This is a genomic window from Chelonobacter oris, from assembly GCF_000772535.1.
Classification (GTDB): Bacteria; Pseudomonadota; Gammaproteobacteria; order Enterobacterales; family Pasteurellaceae; genus Chelonobacter; species Chelonobacter oris.
Genome location: NZ_JSUM01000002.1, coordinates 63397 through 82299, shown reverse-complemented (window position 1 = coordinate 82299; position 18903 = coordinate 63397). Strand labels below are relative to the sequence as shown.

The 18903-nt window shown below is 49.2% G+C and carries 19 protein-coding genes, 1 CRISPR repeat array and 1 riboswitch; of the genes, 9 read left to right on the top strand and 10 right to left on the bottom strand.

Annotated elements, in window-relative coordinates:
• Positions 1-73: 73 nt before the first annotated feature.
• From cas1c to cas2, 3 genes are read left to right on the top strand one after another with little or no spacing between them, the layout of a single operon-like run.
• Positions 74-1087, top strand: a complete 1014-nt coding sequence (gene cas1c / locus OA57_RS01040) for a type I-C CRISPR-associated endonuclease Cas1c (protein ID WP_034612294.1) — start codon at positions 74-76, stop codon at positions 1085-1087.
• A gap of 2 nt (positions 1088-1089) precedes the next feature.
• On the top strand, positions 1090-1608 hold the full coding sequence (locus OA57_RS01035) for a ClbS/DfsB family four-helix bundle protein (RefSeq protein ID WP_034612291.1): 519 nt from the start codon (positions 1090-1092) through the stop codon (positions 1606-1608).
• A 4-nt stretch (positions 1609-1612) separates the two neighbouring features.
• Positions 1613-1906, top strand: coding sequence for a CRISPR-associated endonuclease Cas2 (cas2, locus tag OA57_RS01030; protein WP_034612290.1), 294 nt, complete (start codon positions 1613-1615; stop codon positions 1904-1906).
• 178 nt (positions 1907-2084) lie between these two features.
• A CRISPR array of direct repeats spans positions 2085-2987; the repeat unit is 32 nt; unit sequence CCAGCCGCCTGCGGGCGGCTGAGTGTTGAAAC.
• 130 nt (positions 2988-3117) lie between these two features.
• Here the strand turns inward: cas2 and OA57_RS01025 are convergent.
• From OA57_RS01025 to OA57_RS00990, 8 genes are read right to left on the bottom strand one after another with little or no spacing between them, the layout of a single operon-like run.
• On the bottom strand, positions 3118-4344 hold the full coding sequence (locus OA57_RS01025; RefSeq protein ID WP_034612288.1) for an NRAMP family divalent metal transporter: 1227 nt from the start codon (positions 4342-4344) through the stop codon (positions 3118-3120).
• Complete coding sequence (thiE, locus tag OA57_RS01020; RefSeq protein WP_034612285.1) at positions 4345-5004, bottom strand: thiamine phosphate synthase; 660 nt, start codon at positions 5002-5004, stop codon at positions 4345-4347.
• A gap of 1 nt (position 5005) precedes the next feature.
• Positions 5006-5830: a bifunctional hydroxymethylpyrimidine kinase/phosphomethylpyrimidine kinase gene (gene thiD, locus OA57_RS01015; protein ID WP_034612283.1), complete on the bottom strand. Its 825-nt coding sequence runs from the start codon at positions 5828-5830 to the stop codon at positions 5006-5008.
• On the bottom strand, positions 5823-6620 hold the full coding sequence (gene thiM, locus OA57_RS01010; protein WP_034612509.1) for a hydroxyethylthiazole kinase: 798 nt from the start codon (positions 6618-6620) through the stop codon (positions 5823-5825). Before thiM ends, thiD begins: the two co-directional genes overlap by 8 nt.
• 15 nt (positions 6621-6635) lie before the next feature.
• A complete protein-coding gene (locus tag OA57_RS01005) occupies positions 6636-7574 on the bottom strand; it encodes an ABC transporter substrate-binding protein (protein WP_034612280.1) in 939 nt (312 codons plus the stop codon).
• A gap of 30 nt (positions 7575-7604) precedes the next feature.
• Positions 7605-8258: a thiaminase II gene (gene tenA / locus OA57_RS01000; RefSeq protein WP_034612277.1), complete on the bottom strand. Its 654-nt coding sequence runs from the start codon at positions 8256-8258 to the stop codon at positions 7605-7607.
• A gap of 13 nt (positions 8259-8271) precedes the next feature.
• On the bottom strand, positions 8272-9027 hold the full coding sequence (locus OA57_RS00995; RefSeq protein ID WP_034612274.1) for an ABC transporter permease: 756 nt from the start codon (positions 9025-9027) through the stop codon (positions 8272-8274).
• Positions 9014-9748: an ABC transporter ATP-binding protein gene (locus OA57_RS00990; protein WP_034612273.1), complete on the bottom strand. Its 735-nt coding sequence runs from the start codon at positions 9746-9748 to the stop codon at positions 9014-9016. Before OA57_RS00990 ends, OA57_RS00995 begins: the two co-directional genes overlap by 14 nt.
• A gap of 91 nt (positions 9749-9839) precedes the next feature.
• A riboswitch (TPP riboswitch) is annotated at positions 9840-9948 on the bottom strand.
• 129 nt (positions 9949-10077) lie between these two features.
• On the opposite strand from OA57_RS00990, the gene OA57_RS00985 reads away from it, so the two are divergent.
• From OA57_RS00985 to glyS, 5 genes are all read left to right on the top strand, one after another.
• Entirely contained in the window at positions 10078-11199 is a 1122-nt protein-coding gene (locus OA57_RS00985) for a YdcF family protein (RefSeq protein ID WP_034612271.1), read from the top strand.
• A gap of 14 nt (positions 11200-11213) precedes the next feature.
• A complete protein-coding gene (locus OA57_RS00980) occupies positions 11214-11711 on the top strand; it encodes a YbhB/YbcL family Raf kinase inhibitor-like protein (RefSeq protein WP_034612269.1) in 498 nt (165 codons plus the stop codon).
• Between the two features lie 125 nt (positions 11712-11836).
• On the top strand, positions 11837-12745 hold the full coding sequence (gene glyQ / locus OA57_RS00975) for a glycine--tRNA ligase subunit alpha (protein ID WP_034612266.1): 909 nt from the start codon (positions 11837-11839) through the stop codon (positions 12743-12745).
• Positions 12746-12755: 10 nt separating this feature from the next.
• Positions 12756-13025, top strand: coding sequence for a hypothetical protein (locus tag OA57_RS00970; protein ID WP_034612263.1), 270 nt, complete (start codon positions 12756-12758; stop codon positions 13023-13025).
• 43 nt (positions 13026-13068) lie between these two features.
• A complete protein-coding gene (gene glyS / locus OA57_RS00965; RefSeq protein ID WP_034612260.1) occupies positions 13069-15138 on the top strand; it encodes a glycine--tRNA ligase subunit beta in 2070 nt (689 codons plus the stop codon).
• 80 nt (positions 15139-15218) lie between these two features.
• On the opposite strand, the gene dapA is transcribed toward glyS, so the two are convergent.
• The gene (gene dapA / locus OA57_RS00960) at positions 15219-16118 is read right to left on the bottom strand and encodes a 4-hydroxy-tetrahydrodipicolinate synthase (protein WP_034612257.1); all 900 of its coding nucleotides are present in this window, start codon (positions 16116-16118) and stop codon (positions 15219-15221) included.
• 184 nt (positions 16119-16302) lie between these two features.
• Here dapA and bcp point away from each other — a divergent pair, with 184 nt between their 5' ends.
• Positions 16303-16770: a thioredoxin-dependent thiol peroxidase gene (gene bcp, locus OA57_RS00955; RefSeq protein WP_034612254.1), complete on the top strand. Its 468-nt coding sequence runs from the start codon at positions 16303-16305 to the stop codon at positions 16768-16770.
• A 64-nt stretch (positions 16771-16834) separates the two neighbouring features.
• On the opposite strand, the gene thiC is transcribed toward bcp, so the two are convergent.
• Positions 16835-18760, bottom strand: a complete 1926-nt coding sequence (thiC, locus tag OA57_RS00950) for a phosphomethylpyrimidine synthase ThiC (RefSeq protein ID WP_034612251.1) — start codon at positions 18758-18760, stop codon at positions 16835-16837.
• Between the last annotated feature and the right edge of the window lie 143 nt (positions 18761-18903).

The following is an 18903-nucleotide window of genomic DNA, read 5'->3' as shown; positions in this document are numbered from 1 at the left end:
AATATGGTTTGGCATTTTATGACAGTCGATAAAACAGCGATAAAAGTGCGGTTAAAATTAAGGGATTTTTACCATGCGCAAACTGCAAAACACGCTCTACATCACCACGCAAGGCAGTTATCTGCACAAAAAGCGTGAAACGTTGGTGATTGAGCAGGAGCGGAAAAAAGTAGCACAGCTTCCCGTGCACGCCATCGGGCATATTTTTTGTTTTGGCAATGTGCTGGTGTCGCCGTTTTTGATGGGGTTTTGCGGGGAGAATAACGTTAATCTGGCGTTTTTTACCGAAAACGGCCGTTATCTTGGGCGGCTGCAAGGGCGGCAGAGTGGCAATGTGTTGCTGCGGCGTGCGCAATACCGCACTTCTGAAAACCGGCCTGTAGCGATTGCGCGTCATATTATCGCCGCCAAAATCCAATCCGGTAAACGCGTGTTGCAGCGCCGGCAGCGCAATCATGGCGAACATCCTGAGGTTCAGACGGCCATTCGTGCGCTGAATTTTAGTGTGCAGCAATTGCAGCGGGCGGATTCGCTCGACTTGATTCGCGGCATTGAAGGCGATGCGGCGGCACGTTATTTCGGCGTGTTTCAGCATCTGCTGACGGAGAAGTGCGGTTTTGTGTTTGACGGCCGCAACCGCCGTCCACCACGCGACCCCGTGAATGCCCTGCTGTCATTTCTCTATAGTGTACTCGGCAAAGACATCAGCGGCGCCTTGCAAAGCGTGGGCTTGGATCCGCAAGTCGGCTTTTTGCACGCCGACCGTCCCGGGCGCGACAGCTTGGCACAGGATATTTTGGAAGAATTCCGCGCGTGGTGGGTGGATAGATTGGTGCTGAGCCTGATTAACCGCGGGCAAATCAAGCCGCAGGATTTTACGATTGAAGCCGGCGGCGCAGTCAATATCAAGCCCGACGCGCGTAAATTGTTGTTTCAAAGTTTGCAGGCGAAAAAGCAGGAAAAAATTATCCATCCATTCTTGCAAGAAGAGGTGGAAATCGGGCTGCTACCTTATATTCAGGCGATGCTGCTGGCACGGCATTTGCGCGGCGATTTGGCTGAATATCCGCCGTTTTTGATGAGGTGAACATGAGATCTTATACTGATGGCTCTGAATTAAATCTTGCTATTCAGGCGGCATTGCAGAAATATTTGAAGGAATTTGCCAATATTCCCGAAGCAATGAAAGATTATCGTGCAATAGAGGGTGACAAAACGCCGTCTGAACATTTGAGCTATCAATTAGGTTGGGTGAATTTGTTGTTACAATGGGAGCAAGGCGAACAAGCCGGTAATGTTGTGCATACGCCAATGCAAGGATATCAATGGAACAACTTGGGTGATTTATATCAGTATTTTTATGCAGCGTACGGCCAATATACATTGTTTGAACAGCAACAAATGTTGAAAAAATCGGTGGCTGAAATAGGGATTTGGGTGGTCGGTTTGAATAACGAAGAGTTATTTCAGCCGGAGCAGCGGCAATGGGCAAGTAATCGGGCAAAATGGCCATTATGGAAATGGGTACATATCAATACCGTTGCGCCGTTCACCAATTTCCGCGGCAAAATTCGCAAGTGGAAAAAAATAGCGCTGGCGGGGGGCTAACATCGTGTTAATGCTGATTACCTACGATATTTCACTCGAAGACAGCGAAGGACAAGCCCGCTTGCGAAAAGTCGCCAAACACTGCCTCGACTACGGCGTGCGCGTGCAATATTCGGTGTTTGAATGCGACGTTGCCCCCGACCAATGGGTGAAGCTGAAAGCCAAATTACTGGAAACTTACCAACCAGAAACCGACAGTTTGCGGTTTTATCACTTGGGCAGCAAGTGGCGGCGTAAAGTAGAACATCACGGCGCCAAAGCCGCTGTAGATATCTTTAAAGACACCTTGATTGTATAGCGCGCTAATCTGTAGTACTCATCAAAACACAGGAAGGTTAGCGATGTTTGATTTCTTTAACAATTTGAAATAAATCGTTGCTTGAATGTGCTATAGTAACGACGAAGTGCTTTCTGCCGGAACCGTTAGCGAAACAGGGGCAAATAGGCCTTGTGGACTAAGGGTTTGGGAGGAGGCACCAGCCGCCTGCGGGCGGCTGAGTGTTGAAACCGAGAGCTACCCCCCATTTTGACCGGTGGTAAAAAATGCCAGCCGCCTGCGGGCGGCTGAGTGTTGAAACCGTTGTTGCTCGTAAGCCATACGGGGCACAGCAACCAGCCGCCTGCGGGCGGCTGAGTGTTGAAACGTAGCGTTAAATCAGATCAAGGCGAGCGTCTCGCCCCAGCCGCCTGCGGGCGGCTGAGTGTTGAAACTAGGTTATCATCTTTTAGGTAAAAGCGAGCATTTACCAGCCGCCTGCGGGCGGCTGAGTGTTGAAACTACGATTTTCAACGAAATCGTCCCCGAAAAATCGCCCAGCCGCCTGCGGGCGGCTGAGTGTTGAAACGTTAATTCTGCTGCTTGAGTTGCATCAAAAGGTAACCAGCCGCCTGCGGGCGGCTGAGTGTTGAAACTTTTAACGTGTTGGAACTTTGCCGAAGAAGTGGAACCAGCCGCCTGCGGGCGGCTGAGTGTTGAAACTGATTAAGGAGCAATGAGATGGACTATCTGTTAGCCAGCCGCCTGCGGGCGGCTGAGTGTTGAAACGTAACGTCATCATAGGCGATACCATAGGTACTTGCCAGCCGCCTGCGGGCGGCTGAGTGTTGAAACTCGTTGCACCAACGCTCACGCTTAGGGTAGAAATTCCAGCCGCCTGCGGGCGGCTGAGTGTTGAAACCTGCATCACATTGCGCAGTCGCAACAGCTTACTGTCCAGCCGCCTGCGGGCGGCTGAGTGTTGAAACATGTCCGACAGTGCAACATACTTGGTTGGGTCTGGCCAGCCGCCTGCGGGCGGCTGAGTGTTGAAACAATTAATCGGAATAAAGCGTTTTTTGTTACCTCAACCAGCCGCCTGCGGGCGGCTGAGTGTTGAAACAATTAAATCATTGTAAACGAGCTTATATCATTGAGCCGATCCAAATGCGGGAGCGTGTGTTGAAATGGATTACGGAGCGAAACGTAAGAGAGGCTAGTATCCAGCCGCGTATGCGAATCTAAATATTAACTCACCGATACAAAAAATAAATCCCCGCCATTCCAATCAAATAAATCAATCCTGTCCAAGCGAGGTAGAGCAGCCACTGCGGTTTGTTGTCGTATTGCTTTGCCAGGCTGAAATTTAACCAAGCGAAAACAGGGGCGGAGAGGAAGGAGGCGGTCATGGCAAAAGGGATCATTTTGCCGATGGCATTGCTGAAAAACTGGATGACGATAAAGGCCGATAAGGTGGTGAACAGCATGGCGTAGCGCAGGGCTTTTTCCGAATGCAGTTCAACCGTACTTGGAGCCGTATCGGTTTGGCGTAGGAGTACGACTGTTTGTTGATTGCAGCGTGAATAACCGTCTACAGCGACAATGGTGGTGCCGTAGATGCAGATAAAGGCGACCAGCGCCATAAACCAGCGTGTCCACTCGCCGATACTGAGTGCGTACATGTCGACAAACTGGCGGATAAATTGCCCGCCGGCTAAGGTCGGAATCGGTTTACCGTATTGCACCAGTGCGCCGAGCGCCATGAACATTAAAGCCAGAATAATGGTTACGACATAACCACTGTTGAAATCCAACAGGCGGCGGTGGCGATAGTTGGGATCAAGCCGGTTTTTTTCCACCACCCATAACGAACCGGCAACGCTAAGTTCCATCGGCGCCGGCATCCAGCCCATCAGAGCGATGAGAAACGGAATCGCCGTCAATGTCCAAGCCGATGGCGGAATAAATTCGGCAGGGGGCGGCGTGCTCGGGCGAGTAAAAGCGATCAGCAGGGCGATAAAGGTGATCAGCGACAGCAGAAACATAATGCTTTTGGATACTTTGTCCAAACGGGCATACTGGCGTGAGAACAGAATAAACAGAAAGCTGAACAACACAATGATATTTAACAGATTCATCGGTATTTCAAACGGTATAAGCATTGCCAGCAGCACGGCCGACAGTAGCGTTCCGCCGGCAACGTTCACCATCGTGGCGAACAGATTGAAAATCAGAAACAGCCATAAATAGCCTTTTCCTTTTTCTGCATAGCCTTGCAGTACGCTTTTGTTATTGAGTGCGCTGTAATCAAAAGCGAAGCGAAAGAACGGATATTTCAGTAGGTTGACTGCCACGATCAGCAGCGCCAGTTGGTAGCCATAATAAGCGCCGGCTTGAGTGGAGGCGATAATGTGCGAGCCGCCGACACAGGACGATGCCATGATGATGCCCGGCCCGAATTGTTTGCTTAATGATTTCATTTAGTTTCTCTGTAATTGTTGGATAGTAGAAGACATATCGGCAGTTTGAGCAATAGCGGAAATGACTGCCACACCGTCGGCGCCGGCTTGACGGACGGAAAGTGCGGTTTCGGCAGTGATGCCGCCGATCGCCACTAGCGGTTTATTAATGCCTTGTTGGCGAATTTGACGGATTAAATCTAAGCCGACCACCGTTTTGGCATCGGCTTTCGATTGGGTGGCAAAAATCGGACCAATGCCGAAATAATCGACTGCGTGCAAAGTGCGGTTGGCGAGCGCCTGTTGCAGCGTGTTAATCGATAATCCCAGTAATAGCTTGCCTTGGCATTGGGCGATCACTTGCTCAATCGGGCGATCGTCTTGCCCGACGTGTAACCCGTCAGCCTGTATTTTCAATGCGAGATCTACATCATCATTAATAAAAAACGGCACGTGGTATCGGCGGCATAGATCACGGCATTGTATGGCTAATTGCGCTATTTGTTGCCGATTTTGCAGTGAAAAAGCACCTTTTTCCCGAAATTGGAAGCAGCTGATACCGCACTTTAACGCTTCTGCCAGTATGGTTAAAAGTGCGGTCTGCGGCGGCAAGTCCAAATGGCGGCAATCTTGTGTGCCGGCAATGAAATAGACGGATAACATGTTGCGAATGTCCGTCATATTAGCCTAACCCTTGTCGCGGAATAGAAGAGAACGCCCAATGATTCGTCGGGCCGTGGCCGTGGCCGATATTTAACGGACGGCTGATCGCAGCGGTGATAAATTGCTTTGCCAGCCGAATGGCAATATTCGGATTGTGTCCTTTGGCGAGTTCTGCCGTAATACAGGCGGAAAACGTGCAGCCGGTGCCGTGTGTGTGCGGTGTTTGATAGCGCGGGCTTTCCAGCATAAAAGTATCGCTTGGCGTGAATACCCGGTCACGGCAAACCGCACTTTGGGAATGTTGGCTGTGGCCTCCCTTGATAACCACGGTTTTGACGCCACGATCTTGTAAGTAGCGTGCTGCCTGTTCGGCACTTTTGTCGTCTATAATCCGAATGCCGGTCAGGGTTTCCGCTTCGGGCAAATTCGGGGTAATGATGTCGGCAAGCGGTAACAAATGTTGCTTGAGTGCTGAGACCGCACTTTGTTGCAACAATGGCGCCCCACCTTTGGCGATCATCACCGGATCCAACACCATCAGCCCGAATGTGTGCGCTTTCAGGGATTCGGCGACACATTCGATGATTTCCGCTGTTCCGAGCATACCCAATTTAAAGGCGGAAATCTGAAAATCTTCAGCAATTGCTTTCAGCTGTGCCTCAATAGTGGCAAGAGGAACGGCATGAATATCGTAAACGCCGAGTGTATTTTGGGCGGTGACGGCGGTAATCGCTGTTGTGCCGAAGACGCCGCGCATTTGAAAGGTTTTTAAATCGGCCTGAATGCCGGCACCGCCGCCGCTGTCGGAGCCGGCAATGGTTAAAGCCTGTGGAATATTATACATGGGAAATCCTCGCCAATCGGTGTATTTGGCTGCTGTCCAGTGCCGCCAAGTGATCTAAAAGTGCGGTATAAAACTGCCCGTGCTGCTGGGGGAGCAGCGGCTGTGCCGCCAGTTCACCGGCTATGGCATAGGCAGTGCAGGCTTCGAGTGCGGCATTGAAGCCGTCTTGCGGCGCAACGGCTAGAAAGGCGCCGCAAACCGCGCTCAGCAGGCAGCCCGAGCCGGTGATTTTCGGGAAAAGTGCGGTGCCGTTGCGGATATTTGCAAGCTGTCGGCCGTCGCTGACGACATCGACTTCGCCGCTGATAACCACTGTGCATTGATATTGTTGTGCAAGCGTATTGGCGATTTCATTTAAATCGGCCTCTCCTTTGCCGACGTCTACGCCTTTACTTTGCCAATCGGCATTGGCGAGACAGGCCATTTCAGCGGCGTTACCGCGAATGGCGCTGAAACTGATCTCTGCCAATAAGCGAGTCACGATCTGTCGGCGGAAAGTGGTGGCACCGACACCGACCGGATCGAGCACCACCGGAATATGGTGGCGGTTGGCGGCTTTCCCGGCGCTCAGCATGGCATTGACCTGTTCGGCGGTCAGTGTGCCGATATTGATCACCAGTGCGTTGCAAATCGCAGGCAGTTCTTCCATTTCCTCGATCGCACTTGACATAATCGGTGAGGCGCCGAGCGCCAATAAGCCGTTGGCGACATAATTGGCAACAACGATATTGGTGATATTGTGTATCAGCGGATTTTGTTGACGAATGCGGTTTAAGTAATTGGTTTTCAAGGTCATATTTTGTCCTCAGGGCAGTTGTACTGCGTAATCGGCCAAGTTCGGCACGTTGTCGATTAAGCCTTGCTGTTGCATGAATTGCGCCATTTTTTGATAGCGGCTGTTATCTAAGGCGCGTGGGCGCAGGCTCAGACGCGGCAGGGTGTCGCGCCATGCCAGACGGTTCAGTTCGTTATCCAGTTCATTCGGTTTGTAGCTGATAAAATCCTGCCATGCCTGTTCGGGGTGGTTAATCAGGTAGATTGTCGCTTCTTCAAGTGCGGTTAAAAAAGCACTGAGCTTTTTGTCCGACAGGCGGTTTTTATTGGCAACCAGAATCAGTTCGTCATAAGCCGGAACGCCGTGTTCTTCCGGATAAAACGCCAGACCGGGCTGTTTTTCCAATGCCATTTGATTGAGTTCAAAATTGCGGAAAGCGCCGATCACCGCATCGACTTGCCCGCTGATGAGCGAGGGCGAAAGTGACCAGTTGACGTTAATCATCTCGACATCGCTTGCGTTTAAGCCGTGTTTGGCGAGCATTGCTTGTAACAGGCTGGTTTCAAAGCCGCTGACCGAATAGCCGACTTTTTTGCCTTTTAAATCGGCAACCGATTTGATATTGCTGCGTTGTAACACCACTACACTGTTGAGCGGCGTGGAAACCAGTGTGCCGATTCGCACCAGCGGCAAGCCTTCGGCAACCTGCATTTGCAATTGCGGCTGATAATCGACCGCTAAATCCGCTTTGTCGGCGGCGACCAGTTTCGGCGGCATGGACGGATCGGCCGGTTCGATGATCTCGACCGTTAAGCCGTGGGCGTCAAAAAAGCCTTTTTGCTGTGCTACAATCAGTGCGGCATGGTCGGGATTGACGAACCAGTCCAGTAGTAACGTGACGTTTTCTTTAGCGGTCAGCGGTTGGCTTAACAGGCAAAGTGCGGTACAAAGGGTGAGGAGTTTCTTCATGTCGTTTTCCTTATTTTTAGTGGGGACGGTTTAACTTAAATCCAGCCCCATTTGCCAGAAGGCAATTTCCATGCGGGTGGCAGTGGTGAAAATTTGTTGTACTTTGGCGAGTTGTTTGGCGTTAAGATCCGCACATAGCGTGTCTAACAGTTCGCCGACTTGCGCCGCCGCTTGTTGAAAATCAGCCGCAGCATAGGTGTCGATCCACGCTTGATACGGGTTATCGACCGGGCTTAACCGTTGTTCGACAATCGAACGGGCGATCTCGGCATAGCCGAGTGCACAAGGGGCAATCGCCGCATACAGATCCGCCAAGCTGCCGTTGATGCCGCAATCCAACACATAACGGGTGTAGGCGACACAGGCGGAAGATTCCGGGGTTTGTTGTAGTGCCGTTGGTGAAATGCCCCACTGTTTGCAAAAATTAACGTGCAGTTGAATTTCTTGCAGCAGGGTGGCAATGGCTTGATTTGCCTGCGCCATTTGTGCGAAATTCTCCGCTTTGAACAGAGTGAGCGCCAGCGCACGGTTGTATTGAAACAGATAGAGATAATCCTGTTTTAAATAATGTTGAAACCGCACTTTGCTTAATTTACCGGTCGTCAGTTGCAACACGAATTCGTGTCGGGTATAAGCAGACCAGTACGGTTCGGCATTGGCGATAAGTCGCCGGCAGATAGACATGTTTTCTCCTTTGTCAGTGTAGGTGGGAGACCCACGGTATTATGCGGCGCAGCAGGCGATCCGCGACAAAATACAGCACCAGCGCCATCAAAATTAATAACAACAGTGCGGCAAACATTAAATCCACTTGCATACGTGCGTTGGCATGCAGCATTAAATAGCCCAACCCTTGTGACGAGCCGACCCATTCACCGACAACAGCGCCGATCGGCGCCACCGAAACGGCAATCCGCAAGCCGGACGCCAAGGCGGGCAGTGCCGCCGGCAAGCGTACTTTGAACAGCAAAGCAATACGCCCGATTTGCATGGTGCGAGCCAAATCCAGCCAAGCCTGCGGCGTGTTGCGCAGCCCGTCGTAACAAGCGGCGGTGACGGGAAAATAGATAATCAGTACTGTCATCACAATTTTTGATGCCATGCCGTAACCGAACCATAACACCAACAACGGCGCAACGGCGAATACCGGAATCGCCTGTGACATCACCAACAGCGGCATTAAAAATGCGGAAACCGGCGCAGAAAGCGAGAGCAACAACGCCGACCCCAAACCGAGCAAAAAGCCCAATAGCAGCCCGATAAGCATTTCAAGTGCGGTGATTTGCGCATGTTGCCACAGCAACAGCGGACGGTGTTGCAGCTGTTCCCAGACCGCACTTGGGGTCGGTAACATGTAGTGCGGCAATTGCCACAGGCTGACCGCACTTTGCCATAACAGCAGTAAAAGTACGGTCAGCAGCGCAGTTTTGCCGAGGGGTTTAAGCCAATTCATAGTCTTCTCCCGACAATAATTGCTTAAACAGCTGCTGTTGTAGCGGCAGTAGTGCGTGTTGGGTTAAATTGCGCGGCTTTTGCCCAGGCGGAAGCAAGGCGCGACTCAGCGGTTTCGGCGTGTTTTGCAAGGTGTAAATCCGATCGCCGAGACGGATCGCCTCTTGCGGATCATGGGTGATCAGCAGCACGGTTTTGCCCGCCAGCAGGCGACACGACAGCTCCTGCAACTGTAAACGGGTGGCGGCATCCAGTGCGGAAAACGGCTCGTCCATTAAAATCAGATCGGCATCTTGCATTAAAGTTCTGGCAAGGGCGACACGTTGTCGCTGTCCGCCCGATAATTGGTAACAGGGTTTATGCCGATGTGGCGTCATTTGTACCGCCGTCAGAAGATATTCGGCTTTGGCTTGCGTTTCGGCATTTTTAGTGCCGTTCAAATGTTGTTCCAACTGCACATTATCGACAATCGACAACCAAGGATAGAGCGAATTCTGCTGTGCCAGCCAAGCGAGTTTAAGCGGTTGCGGAAAGTGAATTTGCCCCTGTTGAACGGCGTGCTTTTCCAAACCGGCAATGGCACGCAACAGGGTGGATTTCCCCACGCCTGAACGCCCAAGCAGTACCGTCCATTCGCCCTTCGGCAAGGCGAAATTCAATTCGCCGAACAGTTGCTGCCCGTTAAAAGCAAGGGTTAAAGCATGAATTTCAACCGCATTCATTTTTCGTGCGTCCGATAATAATCAGTGTGACGAATGCAGAGCGACAGTAGCAGAAAAACAGGCGGAAAAAAGGCAAAGTGCGGTTTGGATAGAAGTCATCTTGATAGTTTCCTACGTCAGCATTATCTGGATCAGGTTCACGGGTTTAATCTCAGCCGCATTCGCTTTTGGCAGCAAGCGCAGCACCCCGACTAGTGAAAGGGTAATTTATAAAAATAGTTGAAGTTATACAAGGATTTTCTCAAAGAAATTTGAACTGGATCATATATTACTGTCAAATAGATAAAGCATAAATTATTTAGTGATAATATTAAATTTTGGTGAGTTATATGGGGAAAATTACAATGAGATATTTATACCGATTGAATAAATCAATATTCGTATTACCTATACTCTGTTTGGCGTTTAATGCAGCGGCTAATGCTAATACAACTAAAGTTGAAACTTTACAGCCACAAATCCATTACGAACAGCTTGTGACTCAGCGGCAAGTCGTCGATGAATTGCTGGAGCAGGCGGTTGTTTTCCAAAAATCCCCGGCAAGAGTATCTGACGCAGGCTTTACAGCCAAACTGCCTAGCAATATGGAGAGTATTGCTACACTTTTGTTGCAGGCTTATGAATTAGAACCTTATCGAGTTGACTTTCTGTTTGGCGCAGCAAATGCGAATATTTACAATGGTAATGTAGAGCAAGCGTTAGCGTTATATAAACGGGTGCTGGATGTTGCGCCTGATGATGTGAAAGCGCATATTTATTTGGCGGTATGGAATCACTTTGCAAAGAATGAAGTGGAAAGTAAAAAATATTTTTCACGCTTGGAAAGCTTATCCCCAGAAAAAGCAATAGCACTCACGAAAATATTTTCTACAATTGATCGTATCGCACAGCAACCAATTGTAGATAAATTAGATGAAACATTACCGCCGCGATCAGCTATTGTCACATTAGGCTATGTACTTTATCCGGACGGCAGCATGAATGATATTCTGATTCAGCGTTTAGAAAAAACCTTAGAATTGGCGAATCAAAATCCAAATACGTTAATTATTGTTACTGGCGGAGTTCCGAAGAATAATAAAACGGAAGCAAATTTAATGAAACAGTGGTTAATAGAACATGGTATTGATAATAATAGAATTTATGCGGATAATTACGCAACTTCTACTGTAGAAAACGCTTTATATTCTCGTTATGCGTTGGCAAAACATGGTATCAAACAAGCTGTTTTGGTTAGTTCGGGCAGTCATGTCCGTCGAGGCCAAACGCTGTTTGAAATCGCAACTTGGGAGTCAGGGCCGCAAGACATTAAATTTCAGTCAGTGGCGGCTTTGGATAAACCGTTAGCGGAATTACAGCAAATAGGCACAAAAGATTTAATGGGAATTTATCGTGATAGTTTAAGCGTGTTAGGCTTGCCGATGTTCAATAGCGGAATATTACAAGACTAGATGGAGGTAGATTGATGAAAGTAACCACAACAGCAATTCAGAACGGTCATTTTGAAGATAAATATGGTAAACGCGGCGAGCAGTTTAGTCCGAACGGAATGCCGACTTACTCAATTCCATTGGAGATCACGGATGCACCGGAAGGGACTAAGTCATTTGCCTTAGTGTTGGAAGATAAAGATGCGGTCGGGGCGGCGGGGTATGTGTGGGTGCACTGGCTGGTCGCTAATTTACACCGCACTTCGCTGCCGGAAAACGACAGTATTTCAGCCACTGATTATGTGCAAGGCAGAAACAGTTGGTCAGGTAAGCTAGGCGGTTTATCGGCAGAAGAAGCTTCGTTTTACGGCGGCATGGCGCCGCCGAATGCCGATCACCGCTATGAATTATATGTATATGCGTTGGATTGTGACTTGGATTTACAAGCGGGATTCGGCTTTAATGAGCTGCATTTTGCGATGCAGGGGCATATTCTGGAGCAAGCTTATTTGGTCGGTGTTTATAAACTCTAATCTGAAAAGTGCGGTCAGAAATCATTTTAGACCGCACTTTTGTATTTTCCCTGCGCAAATTCATGACCTTTCGTCCGAATTCAAGTATAATAGCCGCCATTTTCTATCTACAAAAAGAAGCCGATATGAGTTCAACATTTAACATTAAAACCTTTCAGGGAATGATCCTTGCCTTGCAAGACTATTGGGCAAAACAGGGCTGTACGGTGGTGCAGCCGTTTGATATGGAAGTGGGGGCGGGCACATCGCACCCGATGACTTGTCTGCGTGCGTTGGGGCCTGAGCCGATGGCGTTTGCTTATGTGCAGCCGTCGCGTCGGCCGACCGACGGGCGCTATGGCGAAAATCCGAACCGTTTACAGCATTATTACCAATTTCAAGTGGTGATTAAACCGTCACCGGACAATATTCAAGAATTGTATTTAGACAGCTTAAAAATGTTAGGTTTTGATCCGACGCAAAATGATATCCGTTTTGTGGAAGACAACTGGGAAAACCCGACTTTGGGCGCTTGGGGGCTGGGCTGGGAAGTGTGGCTGAACGGCATGGAAGTGACCCAGTTCACTTATTTCCAGCAAGTGGGCGGTTTGGAATGTAAACCGGTAACCGGCGAAATTACTTATGGTCTGGAGCGTTTGGCGATGTATATTCAGGGGGTGGACTCTGTTTATGATTTGGTCTGGTCGGACGGCTCGCTAGGTAAAACCACTTACGGCGATGTGTTCCATCAAAACGAAGTCGAACAATCGACTTATAACTTTGAATATGCCGACACCGAGTTTTTATTTTATTGTTTCGAGCAACACGAAAAAGAAGCGCAACAGCTGCTGGCATTGGAGAAACCATTGCCGTTGCCGGCTTATGAACGCATTTTAAAAGCGGCGCACAGTTTTAATATGCTCGATGCACGCAAAGCGATTTCGGTTACCGAACGCCAGCGTTATATTTTGCGAATCCGTGCGTTAACCAAAGGCGTGGCGGAAGCATACTATGCGAGCCGTGAAGCATTGGGTTTTCCGGGGTGTAAAAAATAAGGACGTTATTATGACCAAACCAGTTTTATTTTTTGCACAAACCTGTCCGGATACAGCTCCTTTTGTCGCAGAATTGCAGGCATTAAACGTGGAATATCAAGCGGTTGAAGTATTGGAAAATTTGGTCAATTTCAAACGTTTCCTCAAATTAAGAGATAACCACCCTGCATTCAATAATGCAAAAACAAACGGCTATATCGGTATTCCGGCGTTAGTGTTGGCTGATGACGGTGTGATTTTAGACATCTCGACATTGCAGACTGAATTTGGGAAGTCGTGAGTGCCATTCCTGTTGAGAAAATATTAAGAAGAGAAATTGAGTAATGAAAGAAAACTTCCTCGCCGAGATCGGCACTGAAGAGCTGCCGCCGAAGGCACTCAAGAAACTGGCAACGGCGTTTGCCGAGAATATCGAACAAGAACTAAACCAAGCCGGATTGGCGTTTGAAAACGTCGAATGGTTTGCGGCGCCGCGCCGTTTGGCGGTAAAAGTGTTGGGGTTGGCAACCCGTCAAACGAGCAAAGAGATTGAAAAACGCGGGCCGGCGGTATCGGCGGCGTTTGATGCGGAAGGCAAGCCGACCAAAGCCGCTGAAGGTTGGGCGCGTGGTTGCGGGATTTGTGTAGAACAAGCGGAACGCTTGCTGACCGATAAAGGCGAATGGCTGGTATATCGTGCGATCGTTGAGGGGCAAGCGACCAAAAACCTGTTGCAGGGAATGATCAGCAATGCGTTGGCAAAGCTGCCGATTCCGAAAACCATGCGTTGGGGCGATAAATCGGAACAATTCGTGCGTCCGGTGCATACTGTTACCTTACTATTAGGTGATGAATTAATTGAAGGTGAAATTTTAGGCGTGAAGAGCGGTACAACCATTCGTGGACACCGTTTCTTAGGTGAGCGTGAATTTCAAATTACACATGCGGATCAATATCCGGCACTGCTGAAAGAAAAAGGATCGGTGGTGGCGGATTTCAACGAGCGTAAAGCGTTAATTTTAGAAAAATCGCAGCAAAAAGCGACCGCACTTGGCGGCGTGGCGGATATTGAAGACGATTTATTAGATGAAGTTACCTCTTTAGTGGAATATCCGAATGTATTAACCGCTAAATTTGAAGAGCGTTTCTTGGCGGTGCCGGCGGAAGCATTGGTTTATACCATGAAAGGCGACCAAAAATACTTCCCGATCTATGATAAAAACGGCAATTTATTACCGCACTTTATCTTTGTCTCGAACATCAATCCCGATGATCCGACGGCGATTATCGAAGGGAATGAAAAAGTGGTGCGGCCACGTTTGACCGATGCCGAGTTTTTCTTTAAAACCGATTTGAAACAGCGTTTGCAAGATAATTTGCCTCGTTTAGAAACGGTCTTATTCCAACAGCAGTTAGGTACACTGCTCGATAAAACCAAGCGAATTGAAGCGCTGGCAGGTGAAATTGCGGCACAAATCGGCGCAGATAAAGCAAAAGCGGAACGTGCAGGTTTATTATCAAAATGTGATTTAATGACCAATATGGTGTTTGAGTTTACCGATACGCAAGGTGTAATGGGAATGCACTATGCCCGTCATGATGGTGAAGATGAAGAAGTTGCAGTGGCATTGAATGAACAATATATGCCACGTTTTGCCGGCGATGATTTGCCTCGCTCATTGGTGGCAAGTGCGGTTGCACTTGCGGATAAGCTGGATACCCTGACCGGAATTTTCGGCATCGGGCAACAACCGAAGGGCAGTGCCGATCCGTTTGCGCTACGTCGTGCGGCATTGGGGACGTTACGGATTATCGTGGAGAAACATTTGCCGCTTGATTTAACCGATCTGGTGCAAAGATCGGCGGCATTGTTCGGCGACAAACTGACTAATGCAAATGTTGTTGAAGAAGTGGTGGATTTTATGCTCGCCCGCTTCCGTGCTTGGTATCAAGACGAAGGTTTCGGCGTTGATGTCATTCAAGCGGTGTTGGCGCGCCGTCCGACCAAACCGGCGGATTTTGATGCCCGTGTGAAAGCGGTATCTTATTTCCGCCGGCTGGATTCCGCTGAGGCTCTGGCGGCTGCCAATAAACGGGTTTTCAATATTTTGGCGAAAGTGGAAGGGCAATTGCCGACACAGGTCGACCGCACTTTATGTCAGGATCCGGCAGAGATTGCCTTGGCTGCGCAAGTGGCGGAATTGCAACAAAAATTACAGCCGCTGTTTGCGGACGGAGATTATCAAACCGCACTTGAACAATTGGCGGCTCTGCGTCAGCCGGTGGATAAATTCTTCGATAACGTGATGGTGAATGCTGAAGATCCGGCATTACGCCAAAATCGTTTAGCATTGCTGTATAATTTGCGGGAATTATTCCTGCAAGTGGCGGATATTTCGTTGCTGCAAGCGTAATATTGAGTGGTGTGAAAAAGGGCTGACATTGATGTCGGCCCTTTTTTATCGGATTACTCAGACAATATGGTTGAATTTGCTTATTTTAATAATCCGGCGGTTTTCAAGGCGGCACTGACGGTCGGTTGCGCTTCTTCGCTTAACACGGTCAGCGGCAGGCGCAGAAACGGTTCACTGATCAACCCGATTTTGTAGCACGCCCATTTGACCGGAATCGGGTTGGATTCGATAAACAGATCTTTATGCAGCGGCATGAGACGGTTGTTGATTTCATCAGCTTGGGCGAAATCGCCTTTCAGGGCGAAATGGCACATTTTCGCCATATCGGCGGCGGCGACATTGTTGGTCACCGAGATCACGCCTTCACCACCGGCTTTAATGGCTTCCAATCCGGTGGCATCGTCGCCGCTCAGAATAATGAAATCTTGCCCTGCCAGTTCCTTGATTTTGCCGACACGGCTGACATCGCCGGTGGCTTCTTTAATGCCGACAATATTTGGAATTTTCGCCAGACGGGCAACGGTTTCCGGTTTCAGATCGCTGCCGGTACGCCCCGGTACGTTATACAGGATTTGCGGCAAGTCGGTGCTTTCGGCAATCGCTTTGAAGTGTTGGTACATGCCTTCCTGAGTCGGTTTATTGTAGTAAGGCACAACCGACAGGCAGCCCGCAACTCCACTGCCGTGCAGTAATTTGGTCATAGTGATTGCTTCGCTGGTGGCGTTGGCGCCGGTGCCGGCGATAATTGGAATGCGGCCGGCAGCGTATTCGACGGTCTTCAGAATTACCTTAACATTTTCATCAATACTGAGCGTGGCGGATTCGCCGGTAGTGCCGACAGAAACAATCGCATCCGTGCCCGCTTCAATATGAAAGTTCACCAACGCTTCCAATTCGGTATAGTTCACTTCGCCGGAACTGTCCATCGGAGTGATAAGCGCAACGATACTGCCTGAAAATAAAGGGTTACTGGCCGACATAAAACTTCTCCTGTACGTTTCTTGTTGTTTTATTGATGAAATAACTGATTATTCTAGATTGCCAAATTTGTCGCAGTTTGCAAGTTGTTTTTTTATTTTCTTCCACATAAATCAAAAAAAGTGAAAAAGGTCTGATTTAATGGTAGCTTAAGTGCGGTATCAGTCCTTAATTTTGGAGAAAATAATGTTATCGATATTAAAAAAAGGTGCGTCGGCACCGACATTCAGTTTATTGGATCAAGATGAAAACCGTATCGCGTTAAGTGATTTCAAAGGGAAAAAAGTATTGGTTTATTTTTATCCGAAAGCGCTGACCCCGGGCTGTACTACGCAAGCTTGCGATTTGCGTGATGCCAAAACCGAATTAGACGCATTGGGTGTGGTGATTTTGGGTATCAGTCCTGATTTACCGGCAAAATTACGCAGTTTTGAGCAAAAGAAAGCGTTGAATTTCACCCTGCTGTCCGATCCGGATCATCAAGTGGCGGAGCAGTTTGGCGTATGGGGCGAGAAAAAATTTATGGGGCGGACGTTTGACGGAATCCATCGTATCAGTTTTTTGATTGATGAAAACGGCGTGATTGAACAGGTGTTCGACAAGTTTAAAACCAAAGATCATGCACAAGTGGTGTTGGATTATTTAAACGGGTAAAGTGCGGTTCGGGCGGCAGGCTATACGGCACGCCGCCTTAAACGGCGTGCCGTGAGCGGCGGTATTATTTCTGAGTTAAATCTTGCGGTTTATGGTAAAGCTCCCCGCCTTTTTGTTTAAATTGTTGCGACATTTTGGCTAAGCCGGCCTGTTGTTCTGGCGTGAGGTTGGCGGCATAGTCCCGCACTTCCTGCGAAATTTTCATTGAGCAGAATTTCGGCCCGCACATCGAACAGAAATGCGCCACCTTGCCGGATTCCTGCGGCAGTGTTTGATCGTGATAAGCGCGTGCGGTTTCGGGATCGAGCGATAAATTAAACTGATCCTGCCAGCGGAATTCAAATCTTGCTTTCGACATGGCGTTATCCCGAATTTGAGCCGCAGGGTGACCTTTGGCGAGATCGGCGGCGTGGGCGGCGATTTTATACGTGATCAAGCCTTGCTTGACGTCTTCTTTATCCGGCAGCCCCAAATGTTCTTTCGGTGTCACATAACACAGCATGGCGCAGCCGAACCAACCGATCATCGCTGCGCCGATGCCGGATGTGAAATGATCGTAACCCGGCGCAATATCGGTGGTCAGCGGCCCTAGCGTATAAAACGGCGCTTGGTGGCAATGTTCCAGCTCCTCGTTCATATTGCGCCGGATCATATGCATCGGAATATGCCCCGGCCCTTCGATCATCACCTGCACATCATATTCCCAAGCGATTTTGGTCAGTTCGCCTAACGTATACAGTTCGGCAAACTGTGCTTCGTCGTTGGCATCCTGAATCGAACCCGGTCGTAAGCCGTCACCCAGCGAAAGTGCGACATCATAAGCGGCGCAAATGTCACAAATTTCCCGAAAACGGGTATAAAGAAAATTTTCCTGATGGTGCGACAAACACCATTTCGCCATAATCGAGCCGCCGCGCGAGACGATTCCCGTCAGCCGTTTGGCGGTCATCGGGATATAACGTAATAAGGTTCCGGCATGAATGGTGAAATAATCTACGCCCTGTTCCGCCTGCTCGATTAAGGTATCTCTAAACACCGTCCAATTTAGATTTTCGGCAATGCCGTTGACTTTTTCCAATGCCTGATACAGCGGCACGGTGCCGATTGGAACGGGGCTGTTGCGCAGAATCCATTCGCGCGTTTCGTGAATGTTGCGGCCGGTGGAGAGATCCATCACGGTATCGGCGCCCCAGCGGATCGCCCAAACCAGTTTCTCCACTTCCTCTTCGATCGAGGAGGTGACGGCGGAATTGCCGATATTGGCATTCACTTTCACCAGAAAATTGCGCCCGATAATCATCGGTTCGGATTCGGGGTGGTTGATATTGCACGGGATAATCGCCCGTCCTGCCGCCACTTCTTGGCGCACAAATTCCGGCGTGATTTCAGCCGGCAGGTTTGCGCCGAAGGCTTGCCCCGGATGTTGTTGCAGCAATACCGCACTTTTAATGCGCGTTCGCCCCAAATTTTCCCGAATAGCGATAAATTCCATTTCAGGCGTAATGATGCCTTGACGGGCGTAGTGTAATTGGGTAACGGTTTTGCCTTTACGGGCACGTAACGTTGCCCTTTGCCGTTGAAAACGCAATTCATCAAGGGTGTTGTCTTGTAGGCGTGATTGGGTATATTGCGAGCTGACCGCACTTAACGCTTCGCTATCTTGTCGTTCGGCAATCCATTGTCGGCGAAGTGCGCTGATCCCTTGCTTAACATTGATGGTTTGGCTCTCATCGCCATAAACGCCTGAGGTGTCGTACACCGGAACGGCTTCGTTCGGCTCGAATTGCGGATGGGTTTTATCACCGCCAATCAATGTCGGGCTAAGTTCAATTTCCCGCATCGGTACTTGAATATCAGGCCGCGAGCCCGGCAGATAAATCCGTTTTGAAGCGGGATAGGGCGTGCCTTTTAAATTGCTGATGAATTGTTGTGCCGATTCACGTTTGTGACGGCGGCTGGTTTTGGTCACATAAATGCTGGTGTCAGACATGGCAAATTCCTTTATAGTCAAAATAATAAACAGGAGTGCTTGTCCGGAGCGGAAAAGAGGTGGTGGAAGAAAATAAACGGACTTTATACGGTTTGCAGTAACCGAAGTGCGGTCTGTTTATCTTGGTAAATCATCAGGTTGAA